Origin of the sequence: Corallococcus terminator, from assembly GCF_003611635.1 — a bacterium.
In the GTDB taxonomy this organism is placed as follows: domain Bacteria; phylum Myxococcota; class Myxococcia; order Myxococcales; family Myxococcaceae; genus Corallococcus; species Corallococcus terminator.
In genome coordinates, this window is the sequence record NZ_RAVZ01000205.1 from 1 (window position 1) to 17,617 (window position 17,617).

General features: G+C 70.8%; 14 protein-coding genes. 11 read left to right on the top strand and 3 right to left on the bottom strand.

Annotated elements, in window-relative coordinates; translation table 11 throughout:
• The coding region (locus D7V88_RS26020) for a DUF2339 domain-containing protein (protein WP_120543332.1) at positions 1–1,506 on the top strand (1,506 nt) is incomplete at its 5' end.
• A 159-nt stretch (positions 1,507–1,665) separates the two neighbouring features.
• Positions 1,666–3,270 (top strand): patatin-like phospholipase family protein, encoded by a 1,605-nt coding sequence (locus D7V88_RS26025; protein WP_120543343.1) that lies wholly within the window; start codon positions 1,666–1,668, stop codon positions 3,268–3,270.
• A 3-nt stretch (positions 3,271–3,273) separates the two neighbouring features.
• On the opposite strand, the gene D7V88_RS26030 is transcribed toward D7V88_RS26025, so the two are convergent.
• The gene (locus D7V88_RS26030; RefSeq protein WP_120543344.1) at positions 3,274–4,011 is read right to left on the bottom strand and encodes an SDR family oxidoreductase; all 738 of its coding nucleotides are present in this window, start codon (positions 4,009–4,011) and stop codon (positions 3,274–3,276) included.
• Between the two features lie 96 nt (positions 4,012–4,107).
• Here D7V88_RS26030 and D7V88_RS26035 point away from each other — a divergent pair, with 96 nt between their 5' ends.
• From D7V88_RS26035 to D7V88_RS26055, 5 genes are all read left to right on the top strand, one after another.
• Positions 4,108–4,722: a TetR/AcrR family transcriptional regulator gene (locus D7V88_RS26035; RefSeq protein ID WP_120543333.1), complete on the top strand. Its 615-nt coding sequence runs from the start codon at positions 4,108–4,110 to the stop codon at positions 4,720–4,722.
• A gap of 64 nt (positions 4,723–4,786) precedes the next feature.
• On the top strand, positions 4,787–5,188 hold the full coding sequence (locus tag D7V88_RS26040; RefSeq protein WP_120543334.1) for an MGMT family protein: 402 nt from the start codon (positions 4,787–4,789) through the stop codon (positions 5,186–5,188).
• 118 nt (positions 5,189–5,306) lie between these two features.
• Positions 5,307–5,858, top strand: a complete 552-nt coding sequence (locus D7V88_RS26045) for a M15 family metallopeptidase (protein WP_120543335.1) — start codon at positions 5,307–5,309, stop codon at positions 5,856–5,858.
• Positions 5,859–5,965: 107 nt separating this feature from the next.
• Entirely contained in the window at positions 5,966–8,344 is a 2,379-nt protein-coding gene (gene ppsA, locus D7V88_RS26050; RefSeq protein ID WP_120543336.1) for a phosphoenolpyruvate synthase, read from the top strand.
• Between the two features lie 102 nt (positions 8,345–8,446).
• Positions 8,447–8,983, top strand: a complete 537-nt coding sequence (locus tag D7V88_RS26055) for a flavodoxin domain-containing protein (protein ID WP_120543337.1) — start codon at positions 8,447–8,449, stop codon at positions 8,981–8,983.
• 20 nt (positions 8,984–9,003) lie between these two features.
• Here the strand turns inward: D7V88_RS26055 and D7V88_RS26060 are convergent, their stop codons facing one another.
• Entirely contained in the window at positions 9,004–10,440 is a 1,437-nt protein-coding gene (locus D7V88_RS26060; RefSeq protein ID WP_120543338.1) for a glycosyltransferase, read from the bottom strand.
• A gap of 367 nt (positions 10,441–10,807) precedes the next feature.
• A complete protein-coding gene (locus D7V88_RS26065) occupies positions 10,808–11,683 on the bottom strand; it encodes an alpha/beta fold hydrolase (RefSeq protein WP_341870708.1) in 876 nt (291 codons plus the stop codon).
• Positions 11,684–12,083: 400 nt separating this feature from the next.
• Between D7V88_RS26065 and D7V88_RS26070 the strand changes: the two genes are divergently transcribed.
• The 4 genes from D7V88_RS26070 to D7V88_RS26085 form a co-directional block, all read left to right on the top strand.
• The gene (locus D7V88_RS26070; RefSeq protein WP_120543340.1) at positions 12,084–14,546 is read left to right on the top strand and encodes a PQQ-dependent sugar dehydrogenase; all 2,463 of its coding nucleotides are present in this window, start codon (positions 12,084–12,086) and stop codon (positions 14,544–14,546) included.
• 145 nt (positions 14,547–14,691) lie between these two features.
• A complete protein-coding gene (locus D7V88_RS26075) occupies positions 14,692–15,516 on the top strand; it encodes a DODA-type extradiol aromatic ring-opening family dioxygenase (protein ID WP_120543341.1) in 825 nt (274 codons plus the stop codon).
• Between the two features lie 149 nt (positions 15,517–15,665).
• Entirely contained in the window at positions 15,666–16,562 is an 897-nt protein-coding gene (locus D7V88_RS26080) for a hypothetical protein (RefSeq protein WP_244238400.1), read from the top strand.
• A 120-nt stretch (positions 16,563–16,682) separates the two neighbouring features.
• On the top strand, positions 16,683–17,617 hold a 935-nt coding region (locus tag D7V88_RS26085), incomplete at its 3' end, for a DUF4139 domain-containing protein (protein ID WP_120543342.1).

Below are 17,617 nucleotides of genomic sequence, written 5' to 3' on the forward strand. Positions count from 1 at the left end.
CCCCCCACCAGCGCGCCCCCGGTGGCCGCGCCCGAGCAGCGGGACCTGGAGTCACACGTCGGCACCTACTGGCTGAGCCGGCTGGGCATCGTGGCGCTCATCATCGGCATCGCGTACCTCATCACCTACCGCTTCGGGGAGCTGGGGATGCTGGCGCGCGTGGGCGCGGGTTACCTGTTGAGCGCGGGGTTGGGCGCGTTCGGGCTGTGGCTGTCTCGGCGCAACGAATTGTTCGGCCGCATCGTCTTCGGCGGGGGGCTGGCGCTCGCGTACTTCGTCACCTACGCGCTGCACTTCATTCCGTCGGTGCGGGTCATCGACAGCCAGGTGCTGGCGTTGGTGCTGCTCGCGGCGTTCGTGGTGGCCATCGTCACCATCGCGCACCGGATGCAGTCGGAGACGGTGGCGGGCATCGCGCTGTTCCTGGGGCTGCACACCGGGATGCTCAGTGACATCACCGCGTTCACGTTGCTGTCCACCACGCTGCTCGCGGCGGGCGCGCTGTTCTTCCTCGTGCGCAACCGCTGGGTCATCGTGCCGCTGTCCAGCCTCGTGGCCGTCTACAGCACGCACGTCGTCTGGGCGGTGAGAACAGGCCACATGGCCCCCGGCGCGCCCGAGGACGACAGGCTCGCCCTGAGCCTGGGCTTCCTCGCGCTCTACTTCCTGCTGTTCTCCGTGGCGCTGCTCGCCCGTCCGCGAGAGCTGCCCCTGCGCGCGAGCCTCGCGTTCACCCTGCTCAACTGGGTGGGCCTGACATCGCTGGGCGCGTACGAGGTGGCCCAGGATCAGGAGCCGCACCTCTTCGGCTTCCTGCTCGTCATCGCCGCGGCCCATGGCGCGGGCGCGGTGGTGGCCCGGCTCCAGCGCGCGCCCGTGGGGCTGACGCACGCGTACCTGGCGCTGGGGGCGGTGACGCTCGCGCTGGCGATGCCCGCTCGCTACGAAGACGTGGCGCTGGTGGCGGCCTGGACGGTGACGGGGCTCGTCGCGGGACTGGCCGCGCGCGGGGTGGAGTCCCCGGTCTTGCGCGGCGTGGGCGTGCTCATCCTCTTCGTCGCGCTGGCAGCGTGTGAGAGGGAGACACCGGGACGGCTGACGCTGCTCGCCGGGCTGGTGGTGGCGTTCGTGCTGGTGGAGCGCGGCGGGACGGTGCGCGTGGCCGGCCTGCCTGAGCCTGAAACACGGACGCTGTTCACGGCGGTGTGCGCGGTGGGCGCGGGCCTGGCCCTGGTGGCGCTGGTGGGTGCGCGGATGCCGTCCGGGCTCGTCACGCTGGGCTGGGTCATCGCCGCGTTCCTGCTCTTCGGCCTGGGCTTCGCGGTGCGCGAGCGGTGGTACCGGCTGGCCGCGCTGGCGGTGATGGGGCTCGCGCTGGGACGGCTGGTGCTGGTGGACGTGGCGCGGCTGCCCCCGGATCAGCGGGTGCTGACCTTCATCCTGCTGGGGGTGATGCTGCTGGTGGTGTCGTACACGTACACGCGGCTGAGAGACCGGCGAGGCTGACGCCGCGTAGCCCCGGGACGCACCGCGTTCCCACCGCACGCGGCCCCTGGGTGTGTCATTGCCCTCCTGGCTCGGACTTGCCGGGGGGATGACACATGGCTTCGAATGGCATGGGCGTTGCTCAATCCCGCGCGTCCCTCTCCCTTCCCGGGTGTCCTCATGCCTCCTGACTCCACGCCTTCGCCCTCCGGTACGCCGGGGCCGCTCGGGCCTCTCGCGCTGTCCCTGTCCGGCGGCGGGTATCGCGCGGCGACGTTCCACCTGGGAAGCCTGCGGTTCCTGGACACCGTGGGCCTGCTGCCCGACGTGGTGGGCCTCTCCACCGTGTCCGGCGGGACGCTCGTCGGGTTGGCCTGGGTGCTGAGCCAGTTGGAGGGCAAGGCCTTCCCGGAGTTCTACGAAGGCTACTCCGCGTACCTGAAGCGGACGAATGTGATTGGCGAAGCGCTGACCGGGCTGACCTCGCACCGCGATCACGGCAGCCACGAATGGGCCAGCCTCATTGGCGAAGCCGCGAAGGTCTATGCCCGGCCCGACTGCCTGGGAGACCACCACTTCGGAGAGGTCCTGGACGCAAGCAGGCTCCAGCTCCAGGAGGCCATCTTCAACACCACGGAGTTCCACCGGGGATTGGACTTCCGCTTCCGTCGAAGCAACCGGCCCGCCACGATCCTCGGCAACGCCTACGCTCCCCTTCCCCGCTCCGTGGCCCGGCACGTCCGGCTGGCGGATGTGGCGGCTGCGTCGTCCTGCTTCCCGGGAGGCTTTGAACCGCTGGTCTTCCCGCAGCAGTTCCACTGGCCCCAGGAGTTCCCGCTCAGCGCCGCGCTCGCGGAGCTGGGGCCGGGCTTCCAGGGCGGACTGCCGTTGATGGACGGCGGCGTCTACGACAACCAGGGCATCGACGCGCTGCTGCTGGCGTTCCAGGGGTCGCCCAACCCGCCGACGCTGATCATCTCGGACGTCAGCACCAAGGTGCCGGAGATGTACAACGTCCCGGAGAACCCGACGAAGCGGGGCTGGATCACCCTGGAGGGCATTCGCGCCATGGCGTGGGGGTTGTTCTTCCTGACCCTGACGTCCGCCGTCGTCCTCGCGTGGAATGCATTCCAGACGGTGCGCTCGGGCACCTGGGGATTCCAAGACGTGTTCCTGTATGGGATTCCCGGCCTGTTGAGCACGGCGGTGGCGACGGCGCTGATCTGGACCCATCGCCGTCTGGACGACGCTTCGGTGATGCTCCGGAAGCAACTGGACCTGACCCTCTGGCCCTCCATCCGGAAGCTGACGGTGCCGGAGCTCACGCAGATGGTGGTGCTCCGCGTCACGTCGGTGCTGGCCCTGACCACGAAGGTGTTCATGAAGCGGGTGCGAGGACTGGTCTACGGACAGCTCTACAGCGACCCCCGGTTCAAGGACCGGCGCATGTCGAACCTCATCGACACGCTCACGGTGGACCGTCCCCTGTTCGCCCGCCACCCCTGGCTGCGGCCCCAGCCCCAGCTTGTGGCCCTGGCCACGCGGGCCTGCCAGATGCCCACCACGCTGTGGTTCACGGAAGAGGCCCAGTTCATCACGCTGGAGACCGCGGGCGAGGCCACGATCTGCTTCGTGCTGCTGCGCCACATCATCGAGCACCGCGCGGGGCAGTACGAAACCGAGGGACTGCCCCTGCACAACCTCTTCCTGCGCCTGCGGAAGGAGTGGGAGGTGTTCAACCCGGCCAGCGCGCCCCAGGAAGCGCAGCGGTCCGTGGCGGCCTGAAGCTCAACCCTGCGCGGTCGGACGGATGATGATCTCGCCAACATCCACGTCGGCGGGCTGTTCGATCGCGAAGGCGATGGCGCGGGCAACCGCATCCGGAGGCATCGCGAAGGAGTCCCGGGACGTGGAGAGCAGGGCCTTCATCTGGGGGCTGGTGACGCCGTCCGCGAAGTTGGTCCGGGTCATGCCGGGCGACAAGACCGTGACGCGCAGCTTGTCGCCGGCCTCCTGGCGCAGGCCTTCGGAGATGGCTCGCACGGCGAACTTCGTGCCGGCATAGACCGACTGGTTCGGGACGATCCGATGCGCCGCGGTCGAGGCAACGTTGATGAAGTGCCCGGCCTCCTGCTTGCGGAAGACGGGCAGCGCCGCCGCGATGCCGTACAGGACGCCCTTGATGTTGATGTCGATCATCGCCTCCCAGTCATCGACGCGCAGCTCGTCGAGCGGTGAGACCGGCATCACCCCGGCATTGCTGATCAGCACGTCCAGCCGGCCGTACCGCTCACACGCCAGCCCAACGAACCGAGCCAGGTCGTCGCGCCGGCTCACGTCGATGCAGGCATGAGTGGCTTCACCGCCCGCCTGCGCGATGCGGGACGCCAGGGCCTCCAGACGATCCGCTCGACGTGCGCCGAGGACGACCTTCGCCCCGCGCTCGGCGAGCAGCAGCGCGGTCGCCTCTCCGATTCCGCTGCTTGCTCCCGTGATCGCGACGACTTTATCTTTGAGTCCCGACATGAATTCCTCCCCAGTCTCTCGCTGCGAATCCATCGATGTTCCAGAGAAGTAAGAGACCTCTTACATGAGTTCAACCTTTTCGTCCATGAGCCGCGCGTGACGGGGCGCCGTCGCTATCACCATGGCGATCTGCGCGACGCGCTGGTCGAGACGGCGTTGGAGCTCCTCGCGGAGGGGGGCGGGGCCGCGCTCTCGGTCGCGGAGGCAGCGCGGAGGACGGGCGTGAGCAGCGCCGCCCCCTATCGTCACTTCCCGAACCGGGAGTCCCTGTTCGCGGCGGCGGCGGAGCGTTCAGCGGTCGCGCTCGCCGAAGCGTTCGAGAAGGCGATGGCCCGCGCGGAGTCCCCGGTGGAGGCGCTGGCCGCCACGGCGGCGGCCTACGTGAAGTTCGTGGTGAAGCGCCGCGCGGGCTTCGACGTCATCTTCTCGGATGAAATCGACGCCCGGAAGGAGCAGGCGCTGGCCACTGCGGGGCGACGGCTGATGGACATGCTGCTGGAGCCCGCGTTGCGGATCACCGGAGGCGATGGGACGGCGGCCGTCACGCTGCTGGAGAATCACGCCGCTGCGGCGCACGGCTACGCGACGCTCTACCTCGTCGGTCTTCTCAATCGTCGCGGGAGGTCCACGGACATGGTGGCGACCGAGGCCGCTCGCGTGAGTCGGACGCTGGCGGAGGCCGCCGCCGCGGGGGCCGACAAAGGACGCTGACAGAAGACATCGGACAACGTTCCGGGTAGGGTACTCTCCACACAACCCAAACCCGGAGGCCCCGATGGCATCCCCCACTGATCCGCAGGACCCCTTCGAGCGCATCTACGTCGTCTGTGAACAGGTGCCGTCCGGACAGGTGGCCACCTACGGCGACATCGCGGCCATCGTCGGACAGGGCTGCGATGCGCGCACCGTGGGTCACGCGATGGCCGCGCTGGGTTCGCGCGCGGCGAGCGTGCCCTGGCAGCGGATCATCAACCGCACCGGAGGTATCAGCACGTCCGGCGCCCGCCAGCGCGAGCTGCTGGAGGCCGAAGGGGTCGCTTTCGATGACAAGGGCCACGTGCGCATGGACGCACACCACTGGAAGGGTCCGAGCGAGGACTGGGCCCGCGCCCACGGCTTCACCGTGTTGCCACCCCGGGACGGTCCTGCACCGTCCCCCCAGCTCACGCTCTTCTAGGGCCCACCGAGCGTCAGGGCATCCGGGTAAGGGCGTGGAGCGCTCGGCGGCCCGCCTGCTTTTCAGCACGGAATAAACACGGCACCTTCGTGTCCTCGCCCACTGCTTGGACCTCCGAATGTCGGTTCCCCTGCTTCGTTGGGGCCTCGTGCTCCTCGTCTGTCTCCTGGCGCCCGCCGGGTTCGCGAAGGACGTGAAGGTCCGCAAGGCCAAGGCTCCGGGGCCCCGGCTGGTGCGCGTCCACGGCGGCCACCGGATGCACCGCGACGCAGCCGCCGCCTTCGAGCTCATGGCCACGGAGGCCCGCTCGGCGGGGCAGTCCCTGCTCATCACGAGCGCATGGCGTTCGTACCAGCAGCAGCGCTACCTGTGGCGCCTGTACCGCAAGGGCCGGGGGCCCAAGGCCGCGCGGCCGGGTCGCTCCAATCACAACCGTGGGCTGGCGGTGGACCTCGTCGTAGGCAATGACCTGGAGTCGCCCACCTATGCGTGGCTCGCGGGCAATGCCTGCCGCTTCGGCTTCCGCCGCACGGTGGCCTCGGAACCCTGGCACTGGGAATACCGGCCGCGCAGCACGCCCGCGCCCCAGGACGGCGAGGACTGTCTGGGCCAACCCCTGGAGATAGAGCCGGAGCCCGCACCCGCCGTGGTCCGCACCGACGCGAGCTGAAATCCGGCTCCGATTTTCTCCGATGACTGGATGACTGCTCGATGCGCATGCGGCGGCGGCTGGCCAGCCCCAGCTTCCCGGGAGGTACCCCCTCCTGGAGCTGAATCATGGACCCTGCCTCCGAAACCGAAACGCACGCCTGGCCGCCGTCACCGGAGTGGGTCCCCCCGCCCTCCATCCGCTGGTTCGAGACCCTGTCGCGCGAGGATGTGGCGCAGGTCGGAGGCAAGGGCGCGAACCTGGGGGAGATGACGCGCGCCGGGCTGCCCGTGCCCCCGGGCTTCGTCATCACCGCCGCCGCCTTTCATGAGGCCATGCGGCCGGTGCGTTCCCAACTGCGCGAGCTGTGGCGGCGCGTGGATCCGGACGATGCCCGCTCGCTCGCGGACGTCACCGAAGCGCTGCGCGGCGTGGTGCTCCAGGCGCCCCTGCCTGATTGGCTGAGCACCGCCGTGCTCGCCGCGTACCATCAACTGCGGGAATGCACCGCGGTAGCGGTGCGCTCCTCGGCCACGGCCGAGGACACCGCGTCCACCTCCTTCGCGGGCATGCACGAGTCCTTCACCAACGTGGTGGGCGACGAGGCGCTGCTCGACAGGCTGCGGGCGTGCTGGGCCTCGGCCTACGGACAGCGCGTGGTGTCCTATCGGAAGGCACAGGGGCTCACGGAGGAGCCGGAGATCGCCGTGGTGGTGCAGGCCATGGTGGACTCATCGCGCTCGGGCGTCATGTTCACCGTGGACCCCGCGACGGGAGACACGAGCCACCTCATCATCGAAGGGGCCTTCGGCCTGGGCGAGGTCGTCGTGGGCGGACAGGTGGAGCCCGATACCTACGTCGTGGACCGCGTGGGACCGCGCGTGCTGGAGACGCGCGTGGGGCAGAAGTCCTTCCGGCTGGTGCGCGACGGCGTGGGCCACGAGAAGCGCGAAGTGCTCCCACCCGAAGAAGCCGGGCGGCGTGTGCTCGACGAGGTGGAGGTGCTGGAGCTGGCGCGCCTGGGCCTGCGCGTGGAGCGGCACTACGGCGCCCCCCAGGACATCGAGTGGGCGGAGGAGGACGGCCGGTTCTACCTGGTGCAGTCGCGACCGGTGACGACCGGGCAGCCCCCCGTCGAGAAGCCCTCGCCCGTCGGAGTCGAGCCCTCGCCCGTCGGAGTCGCGGACCGGCCGCGCGTGTCCGGACTGGGTGCGTCCCCGGGCCGCGCGATGGGCCGCGTGCGCGTGCTGCGCGACGCAAGCGAGGGAGCGCGGCTGGAGACAGGGGAGATCCTCGTCGCGCCGATGACGTCCCCGGACTGGGTGCCCACGCTGCGGCGCGCGGCGGCGGTCATCACCGACAGCGGCGGCATGACGTGCCACGCGGCCATCGTCAGCCGCGAGCTGCGCAAGCCCTGCGTGGTGGGCACTCGCACCGCCACCCGGGTGCTCCAGGACGGAGAGGAGGTCACCGTGGACGGTGGCGCGGGCGCCGTGTGGCAGGGCCTCGTCCCGGAGGCGCCCTCCGGCGTGGCGGTGGCCAGTTCCTCGGAGGCCTCCGCCGCCGCTCGCACGGGCGAGGTGATGGCCCATCCCCACGAAGTGCTCGGCACGCGGCTCTACGTGAACCTGGCCCTTCCCGGTCAGGCCCGCGAGGCCGCGGCGCTCCCGGTGGACGGCGTGGGCCTGCTGCGTGCGGAGTTCATGCTCACCGAGGCCCTGGGCGGCGTGCACCCTCGCAAGCTCATCGCCGAGGGACGCCAGCGCGAGTTCGTCGAGCGGATGTCCGGCGCGCTGCTGGCCATCACCCGCGCCTTCCGCGGACGCCCGGTGGTGTACCGCACCACGGACTTCCGCACGAACGAGTTCCGCGGGCTCCAGGGCGGAGCGGACTTCGAGTCCCCCGAGTCCAACCCGATGATCGGCTTCCGCGGCTGCTACCGCTACCTGCGCGAGCCGGAGGTGTTCCAACTGGAGTTGGAGGTGCTCGCCCGGGTGCGGGAGGAGACGCCCAACCTCCACCTGATGCTGCCCTTCGTGCGCACGGCGTGGGAGCTGGAGGCGTGCCTGGAGGCGGTGGACGCAAGCCCGCTGGGACACGCGCGCGGGATGCAGCGGTGGGTGATGGCGGAGGTGCCCTCCGTCGTCTACCGCATCCCCGAGTACGCCCGCATGGGCATCACGGGCGTGTCCATCGGCTCCAACGACCTGACGCAGCTCATGCTGGGCGTGGACCGGGACTCGGAGCGGTGCGCGGAACTCTTCGACGAGGAGGACGCGGCGGTGCTGGACGCCATCGTGCGCATCATCCGGGCCAGCCACGAGGCGGGCATCACGTCGTCGCTGTGCGGCCAGGCGCCGTCCAACCGCCCCGCGTTCGCGGAGCACCTAGTGCGCGCGGGCATCACCTCCATCTCCGTGGACCCCGGGGCCGTGGACGCCACCCGGGGCGTCATCGCGGCGGCGGAGCGGCGGCTGCTGCTGGACGCGGCCCGGCCCCTCGCGTGACGGCCCCGGAAGGCCGGGGAGAGCGCTCGGCCGGGAGGGCCTTGCCCTCGCCGGGCGCGCTGTCCACGCATTGTCTGGCAGTGCCATCCACCGAGGTCCGTCATGCGCGTCCTGGTCACCTATGGCTCGAAACGGGGCGGCACCGAGGGGATTGCCCGGTGGCTCGCCCAGGCCCTGCGCGACGAGGGACTGGACGCGGAAGTGGCGGCACCCCAGGACGTCGGTGACGTCTCGGGCTACGGCGCCGTCATCGTCGGCGGGTCGCTCTACGCCAACCGCTGGCACAGGGACGCCCGGCGCTTCGTGCACCGGCACGCGCGGCGACTGCGCGAACGGCCCACCTGGTTCTTCTCCAGCGGGCCGCTCGACGCCTCCGCGTCGGACGGCGACCTGCCACCCACGCCCCAGGTGCGGGCCCTGATGGAGCAGGTGCACGCGAGTGGCCACATGACCTTCGGGGGACGGCTGGAAGCGGACGCCCGGGGCTTCCTCGCCCGGTCCATGGCGCGCGAGCACGCCGGGGACTGGCGCGACCTGGAGCAGCTCCGGCGCTGGGCCGCGAGCCTGGCCGAAGCGCTGGCGCTGGTGGGCGACCTCGGCCCCGCGCCGCGGGGGTCGGAGTCGCACGTCCCCTTCTGAAGCGGTCCGGGCCGAACCCGTCAGCCTCGCGCGTCCAGCCGCTCGATGAGGCGCACGAAGTCCGTGAGGTGGCGGACGGCGGTGAAGTGGGCGCGGACGTGCTCGTGGGCCCGGCGGCCCAGGCGGGCGGCGCGCTCTGGATCCTCCAGGAGCGAGCGCACCGCGCCCGCGAACTCCGCCGGGTCCCCGGGGTCGCGCACGAGCAGCCCGTTCACGTCGTGGACCACCTGGTCCTGGAGGCCGCCCACCGCGCTCGCCACCACGGGGCGGGCCTTCCACATGGCCTCCGTGATGGTGAGCCCGAAGCCCTCCTGGAGGCTCTTCTGCGCCACCACGGCCGCGTGGCGCTGGAGCGCGTTGACGATGGCGGCGTTCTCCTCCAGGTCCCCCATGGGCAGGCACGCCAGGTGGACGCGCTGGCGCACGAAGTGGGGCTGCTGCCGCCACAGGGAGATGACGTCCTGGAGCGTGGACGTCGCTTCCGGATCATCCGCCACGGAGGTCACCGCGGGACCAGCGAGCACCAACTGCGCGCGCAGGTCGGGCGACTGCCGCAGCAGCAGCGCGAACCCGCGCAGCACGCCCGCCGGGTCCTTCAGCGGATCCCACCGCGACACCTGCACCACCAGGGGCGTGTCGGGTGCTGGCTCGGCGCCCAGCCGCACGATGTCCGCGCCCCGCGACACTCGCGCGGGCACCCCGTCCGCGCGGGTGAAGACAGGCTCGGGCGCGCCCGGAGTTCCGCGCAGCAGGCCGGTCGTGGCGAGGATGGCGTGCGCGACCTGGGGCGCCAGGGGCTGGTTCTTCACCGCGAAGATGTCGATGGAGGGCTGGATGACGATCGCGCGGTCCGCGCACTGGGGCGGCACGTAGGCGGCCCGGGTGAAGACGGTGAGCCGGGCGGCGGCGAGCCCCGGCGCGAGGAACTCCCACGCCCGCGCCACCTCGGCGTTGGGCGTGTCACAGCCCACGTGACAGCGCCAGACCACGCGGGCGCCCGCCGTGGCCAGCGCGGGCGCCAGGCCCACGGTCTGCGGATCGTGCAGCAGCACCACGTCCCCGGGCTTGACCAGGACCAGCAGCTCCTCCACGTTGTCGCGGAGCACCTCGTCGTACCGGTCGTGCTCGCCCGCCCCCAGCGGAGACCCATCCCCGCGCGAACCATGCAGCGCGTGGTGCAGCCGCTTGGTGATGTGGAAGAACTCCGGGGTCCCGGTCAGCACCAGCCAGCGCGCGTCCACGCCCACCCCGCGCGCGTAGGCGACCAGCCGGGGGATCAGCTCCGCCACGCCGCCGCCCCGCGCCGTGGAGCTCACGTTCCAGAACGTGCGACCCGCCAGGAGGGCCCGGGCCCGCGTGGCCTGCGCCTGGAGCGTGCTCCAGCCGGCCGCGTCCAGTTCGGGCTCGAAGCGCGTCAGCGGCTCGGCCTGGACGTGCACATCGAAGGGCTTGAGCATTGGACCTCCGGTCGGAGTACGCGGCTCCCCGTCACGGACGGATGGCGACCTTCGCCCTCCGCGCACGGCATGCGCACCGTCGCCGCGGGCCATCACCTGCCGCGCACCACCGGGAAGGGCACCTCCAGCGGCTGCGCCCTCCGGTCCACGGGCCTCCCAGGCGCTCCTGCGGAACTCCGGGAGGTGACGCCTTGAACCTAGTCACTGCGTCCCGGTGTCATCGTCCGGGCGGAGGGGAGGACCCGGAGCACGCCGGGCCGGCTGCCCTGTGGGTGATGGCGTCGCCCACCCATTCAAGCGTCAGGCGGATCCGGCGCGCGCAGCGCTCCCCGTCACGGTGGGCTGGCCTGCGGACGGCGCTTCGGCGTCAGCGCGCGAGGAAGGCACGCATCGCGGACACGACCTCCGCGTGCCGCGTGAGCCACAGGTAGTGGCCAGCGCCGTCCAGCTTCACGAGCTTCCAGTTCGGCATGCCCTGGAGCAGCGCGTCCTGCGCGGCCTCGTGCTGGCGCAATTCGGGAAGGAAGGCCCGGGCGCGTTCCGCCAGGTCGGCGGGCACGCCTTCACGCGTGGCCAGGGCTTCAACCCAGGCGGAGAACGCCTGCCCGTCGGAGATCGCCAGCACCGGCCCTTTGAGCGTCGCGAAGTCCGGCAGTGCCGCGCCGCGCACCGACAACTCCGTCGCTTCAGGGAGCCGGTGGTAGCGCAGGTAGGCGCCCGTCGCGGCGTCGAACTCATACGCCTGATCGATTTCATGCGGCGGGAAGCTGCCGCCCAGATCGCGCGTCAGGATGACGGACACGGCCTCGCGTGAAGGCTGGCCGTCGAGCATGGAGAACGGCAGCGGCGGCAGGGGCCGGTCCTTCAGGAACACGGCGATCTCCCCCCGGTTGTCCGTGGCGTCCAGGAAGATGAGCGCCTCCACGCGCTCCGGGTGGTGGCTGCCCAGCCAGTTCAACTCATCCCCCGCCAGCGAGTGCCCCGCGAGCGTCGCCTTCGCGAGCCCCAGCCCGTCGAGCGCGACCAGCACGTCGTGCCCCAGCGTGGCGCTGTCGTAACCGGTGGCGGGCCAGCTCGACGCGCCGTACCCGCGCCGGGTGAACGCGTAGACGTGGTGCGTGGCGACGAACTCGGGCGCCAGCACGTCGTAGACATGCGCGGTGCTGCCCATGCCCGGCAGGAACACGAGCGCCGGTCCCTTGCCGCCGTAGTCGAGCACCTCCAACTCCACACCCGGAGCCACCTGCACACGCCTCACCTGATGCAGAGGAGCCGCTCCCCCCCCTCCGGGAGGCACGGAGGACGAGGTGGCGCACGCCGACAGCAACAACACCCAAGACCCAAGCCAGGACTTTCGCATGGCCCGCGACCTTCGCACGGTTCACCCCCCTCCAGCGCGAAACCAGAGCCGATCCATCCGCCCACCGCGGCGATGCGCCAAGCGAAGTGACCGCGGTACTTACGAGAGAGCCCACCTGCGGCACCCCGGCCTCCTCCACCGTGAGGGGGTGGGGCTGACGCCCTCCATCCATGGGGGGAGCCCGGCGCGCATTGGCTGACAGCCACCCAGGGCCGGGGGACGAATGGCCGAAGGCAGACAACCTGCGAGTCTCCCGAGTCTCCCGCACGCGAGGGTTGCATTCATGCCGTCACCGCAACGCTGTCCGCCTTGCCTCGCCGTCCTTCTCGCCCTGTGTCTGGGAGGGTGGTCACCCGCCAGGGCCCAGCCCCCGGCGCCCCTCACCCTTCCAGGAGGCTTCTCCTCCGAACTCGTTGTCGCGGGCCTGCAGTACCCGACGACGTTCGCGAGCCTTCCCGATGGGCGCCTCCTCATCGCGGAGAAGGACGGGGTGGTCCGGCTCTTCAAGAACGGCGTCCTCCAGAGCGTGCCATTCATCGACATCCGTGGGCGGGTGAACTCGCACCATGATCGCGGGTTGATGGGGCTCGCGGTGGATCCGGCCTTCGCCACCAACGGCTTCATCTACCTGCTCTACACCTACGACGACGATGACACGGATGACTCCGGCTCCAAGACGTCGCGGCTGGCGCGCTACAGCGCCCTGGGGGACACGGCTTCGCCCGCGAGCGAGGTCGTGCTGCTCGGCACCACCGTGGGCAACTCCTGCAATGATTTTCCCACGGGCGCGGATTGCATTCCCTCGGACGGCACCTCGCACTCCGTGGGCAATCTGCGCTTCGCGCCGGACGACACCCTCTTCGTGACGTCAGGAGACGGGGCCCGCTTCGATGCGGTCGACGACGACGCACTGCGGGCGCAGAACCTGGACTCCCTCGCGGGCAAGGTCCTGCGCATCACCCGCTCCGGCGAGGGCGTGGCCTCGAACCCGTTCTGGAACGGGAATGCCCAGGCCAACCGCTCCAAGGTATGGGCGCTGGGGCTGCGCAATCCCTATCGCTTCAGCCTGCGCCCAGGCACCGCCACCCCCTACCTGGGCGACGTCGGCTGGAACACCTACGAGGAGATCAACGTCGCGCCGCCCGGGGCGAACCTGGGCTGGCCCTGCTACGAGGGCCCCTCGCGCCAGCCCGGCTACGAACCCAAGCCTGTCTGCCAGGCGCTCTACGCCCGAGGGCCCGGCGCGGTGAGGGCTCCGCTGCACTTCTGGGACCGCGGCGTCGGCCAGACGGTTACCGGCGGCGCCTTCTACACGGGCACCGCGTTCCCGGAGACGTGGCAGGGCGTCTACTTCTTCGGCGACTACAGCCAGCAGTGGATCCGCGCCCTTCGGGTGGATGCGGATGATCAGCTCGTGCCCGGCAGCGTGACGCTGTTCGCGACCGGGGTGGGTCGGCTTGTCGAACTCGGCATCGGGCCGGACTCCAACCTCTTCTTCGTGGACATCATCGCGGGCGAACTGCGCCGCATCCGCTACATGATGGGCAACACGCCGCCCGTGGCCGTGGCCTCGGCGACGCCACGCAGGGGTGGACCTCCCCTGCTGGTGCGCTTCTCCAGCGCGGGCTCCAGCGACGCGGACGGCGACGCGCTCCAGTACCGCTGGGACTTCGGGGACGGCTCCCCCGTGTCGACGCTGCCCGGCCCGCAGCACCCGTACGCCGCGACCGGCTTCTACGTGGCCCGGCTGACCGTCAGCGATGGGCGCGGCGGCAGCCATTCCGCCACCGTGAGCGTCACCGTGGGCAACGCGGTGCCGGTCGTGACCATCCACTCACCCTCGACGACGTACCGCTTCAAGGTGGGCGACGTGGTGACCTACTCGGGCTCGGCGGTCGACGCCAACGAGGGGCCCATTCCTGGCGACCGGCTGCGGTGGACCGTCACCCTTCGCCACTGCACCGCGGGAACCTGCCACACGCATCCGTACTCCACGAGCACGGGTGCGACCGGCTCCTTCACCGTCCCGGACCATGGTGACGAGGTGCACTTCGACCTCAAGCTGACCGCGACGAACTCGACGGGGGTGACGAGCAGTTGGATGATCACCTTGGACCCGCAGCTCGTGCAGGTGACGCTCCAGACGTCACCGCCAGGACTGGAGCTGGTGTTCGACGGCACGAGCGGACCGGCGCCCCGGGTCCGCTCGGTCATCGTCGGCTCCTCGCACACCGTGGCCGCTCCGTCGCCACAAGGCGTCCTTGAGTTCCGCGAGTGGTCAGACAGCGGGGCCGCGGAGCACGTCATCCAGGCCGGCCCGAACGACGCCAGCTACACGGCCTTCTTCGAGCCTGTCGCTGCGGCATGTCCGCTCGGACAGTACCGGGCGGAGTACTTCGGCAACCGGGACCTGGAGGGTGCCCCGGCGCGGGTGCGCTGCGAAGGAGCGCCGCTCGCGTACTTCTGGGCCACGGGCAGCCCCGTGCCAGAGGTGGGACCCGACGACTTCTCCGTGCGCTGGATGGGACGGTTCAGCTTCGAGTCAGGCCTCCACTCCTTCCTGGCCGAGGCGGATGACGGCGTTCGCGTGTTCGTGGACGGCGAGCGCATCATCGACGGGTGGAGGGACCAGCCGACCACGAGCTTCTTCGGGACCCGTTGGATGAGCGCTGGCGAGCACACCGTGGTCATGGAGTACTACGAGCACGGAGGCGACGCCCTGGCCCGGCTCCGCTGGTATCGCTGAGCCTGGGGGGCTGGGGCTGTGACGTGGCGCTCAAGGTCCCCCGGGTCGTCGTCGCGGTGCGCTCCGACGGGCCCGGCGGCGTTCCCGTTGAACGCCGTCGGGTCGCGCGTTAGAGGCCCGCCGTTCCTCTTCCCCGGTGCCCTCCATGTCCCCTGCCACCCCAGCGAAGTCCTCCTCGCGCCTGCCGGTCGCCTTCATCCCGCACGGTGGCGGCCCGTGGCCCTTCGTGGACCTGGGCATCCCCAGGGCGGAGGTCCAAGCGCTCGCGTCCTACCTGCGCGAGCTGCGCAAGGTCCCCCCAACACCTCCCAAGGCACTGCTCGTCGTCTCGGCCCACTGGGAGGAGCCCGTGGCCACCGTGATGACCGCCGCGAAGCCACCCATCCTGTATGACTATTACGGCTTCCCTCCCGAATCGTACCGCATCACCTGGCCGGCGCCGGGCGACCCCGGGCTCGCCGCGCGCGTGCGCGAGCTGCTGTCGTCCGCGGGCTTCCCGACCGCGGAGGATCCGACGCGGGGGTACGACCACGGCACCTTCATCCCCTTGAAGCTGACCTGGCCGGAGGCGGATGTCCCCTGCGTGCAACTGTCGCTGAAGCAGGGGCTGGAGCCCGAGGAACACCTGCGCATGGGCCGCGCGCTCGCGCCGCTCCGCGACGAGGGCATCTTCATCCTCGGCAGCGGGCTGTCGTTCCACAACCTGCGCGCCATGGGCGACCCGCGCGCCCACGACGTCTCCGTGAAGTTCGATGCGTGGCTGCGCGACGCCGCCACCTCCCCCGCCGCCGTCCGCGACGCGAAGCTCCAGGCCTGGGCCCAGGCTCCGTTCGCGCGACAGGCCCATCCGCGCGAGGAGCACCTGCTCCCCCTGATGGTCGTCGCCGGTGCCGCGGGGGAGGACACAGGGGTCACCGCCTGGAGCGGCACCGTGATGCGCACCCAGATCTCCGGCTTCCACTTCGGCTGACGCCGGGCGGGCGACGACGAGGTGCGCTTCCGTCCGGGCGAAGATCAGGGCGTGCATCCATCCAATGCAGAAAATCATGTATAATATGCTTTTCTGGTAAATTTCAGCCCTGCTGAATCCCCTGGAGACGGATGATGCGCACGAACTGGATGACATGGTCCCCTGCCCTGCTGGTGACCGCGAGCCTGATGTTGGCCGCTTGCGGTGGAGCCCCCGTGGAGGAGTCCATCCCGGAGGTGTCTGGGATTGGGACGGTGGAGGGCGAGGCGAACTCACCCATCTACGATCGGGCCCGGGCCTATGCCGCCGCCAATCCCAAGCGTGACGGGGGGACGTGGAACCAGTGGTGCGGTTCGCTGATGGTCCGCTTCGGGCAGCTTCCCGACTCCGCGGTGCGGCCCACGGCCATCGAAGCCTACCGGGCGTCGACGATCATCTCGACGAACGCGTCGACGGCGAAGATCGGCGCCTTCCACTGGTGGGACATCGGGTCGGCGGGGCACGTGGGCGCGGACCTGAACGGCGGTGGCGGCACGGTCTTCATGGCGACGTACAACCTGTCGCAGTCCTGGGGGGATGCGATTGGCGTCAACAGCGTCTCCGGCTATTCGTCGAAGACGGGCGCGCGCTACCTGGGCTGGTCCATGGACTACGCGGGCGGACGCATCGCGGGGGGCGGGGGTTCTCCGGGAGGAAGCCTGCCGCAGACGTCCACGGAGTTCGACGGCATCCCGGGTGAAATCTATTACAAGCGCATCCAGACGGTGGGCCAGCGCGACTTCGGCTACACGGGTCCCATCGACGGGGTGACGGGACCGAACACGGAGAAGGTCCGCGTGCGCATCACCGCGCGCGAATTGAACAACCGGGGCAGCCCCCGCACCTCCGCGCAGGAGGATGGCATCCCCGGCTCCATCTACTGGACCCGCGTGCAGACGGTGGGCCGAAGCTTCGGCTACACGGGCCCCATCGACGGCATCCCCGGGCCCGCGACCTACAAGGCCGAGCACCGGATCTGCGGCTACGCCGTGAACCGCGCGTTCTGACCTGACAGGTGGCCTGACGGCGCGGTGCGTGAGGCCGCGTCGAAAAGGCCCGCGTGGCCACCGTCGCCATTCGCGGGGACGTCGGTTAGCGTGCGGCCCTCTCCATGGAAGAGGGGGCCCATGCGCGTCGTACCGTCCATCCTGGAATCCGTCACGGTTCATGCCGAAGGAGCGCTGTGCACGCGCGCGTTCGTGCTGTCCCCTGAACAGGGCCACCTGCCCGACAAGGTCCGCATCCAGGGCCTGCCACTGGCCCTGCGCACCCATTCCCTGCGCGCGCGCGTCGTGGAGGGCCCGGCCGGCCTGATGGTCCGCGACCTGCGTCCCGCCTTCGAGGTGCGGCTGCCGTCGGAGTCGGACCTGCCCGCGGAGCAGCACTCGCTCGAAGCGGCGGAGACCGCGCTGTCGGACGTGCACGGTCGGCTGGAGCGCGTGCGCGCGGAGTTGGAGGCGATGCAGCGGCTGACGCCCGTCTTCCCGCCCGCGCGCAAGGGGCAGCCCCCGAGGGAGGCACCCCTGACCTCCATGTTGTCGCTGGCGGGCTTCGTGGATTCGGAGCTGGCGGCGCTGCATGCCCAGCGGTTGGAACTGGAGCGGCAGCAGCGCGACGCCACGGCGGAGGTGGAGCTGCGCCGCCGCCGCGTCCAGGAGCTGTCCTCCGCGCTCAGGGGCGACCGGGCCCAGTTGTTCCGCGCGGCGCAACTGACGCTGTCCGGTCCCCTGCCCGCGGACACGGATGCGCGCCTCGTGCTGGAGTACGCCGTGTCGGGCGCCCGGTGGGTGCCCACGTATGACCTGCGCCTTCCCCGCACGCTGGAGGAAGGCACGCTGCGCATGCGCGCCGCCGTGCTCCAGCGCACCGGCGAGGATTGGACGGGGGTGCGGCTCTCCGTCTCCACCGCGGACCTGGAGCGACGCGCGGAGGTGCCCGAGCTGAAGTCGCTGCGCATTGGGCGCAGTCAGCCTCCGCCCGCGCGCTCGGGATGGCGCGAGGCCGCCCCGGGCCTGGACGAGCTGTTCGCGGGCTACGACGCCGTGCGGGCCCAGCCCTCCCC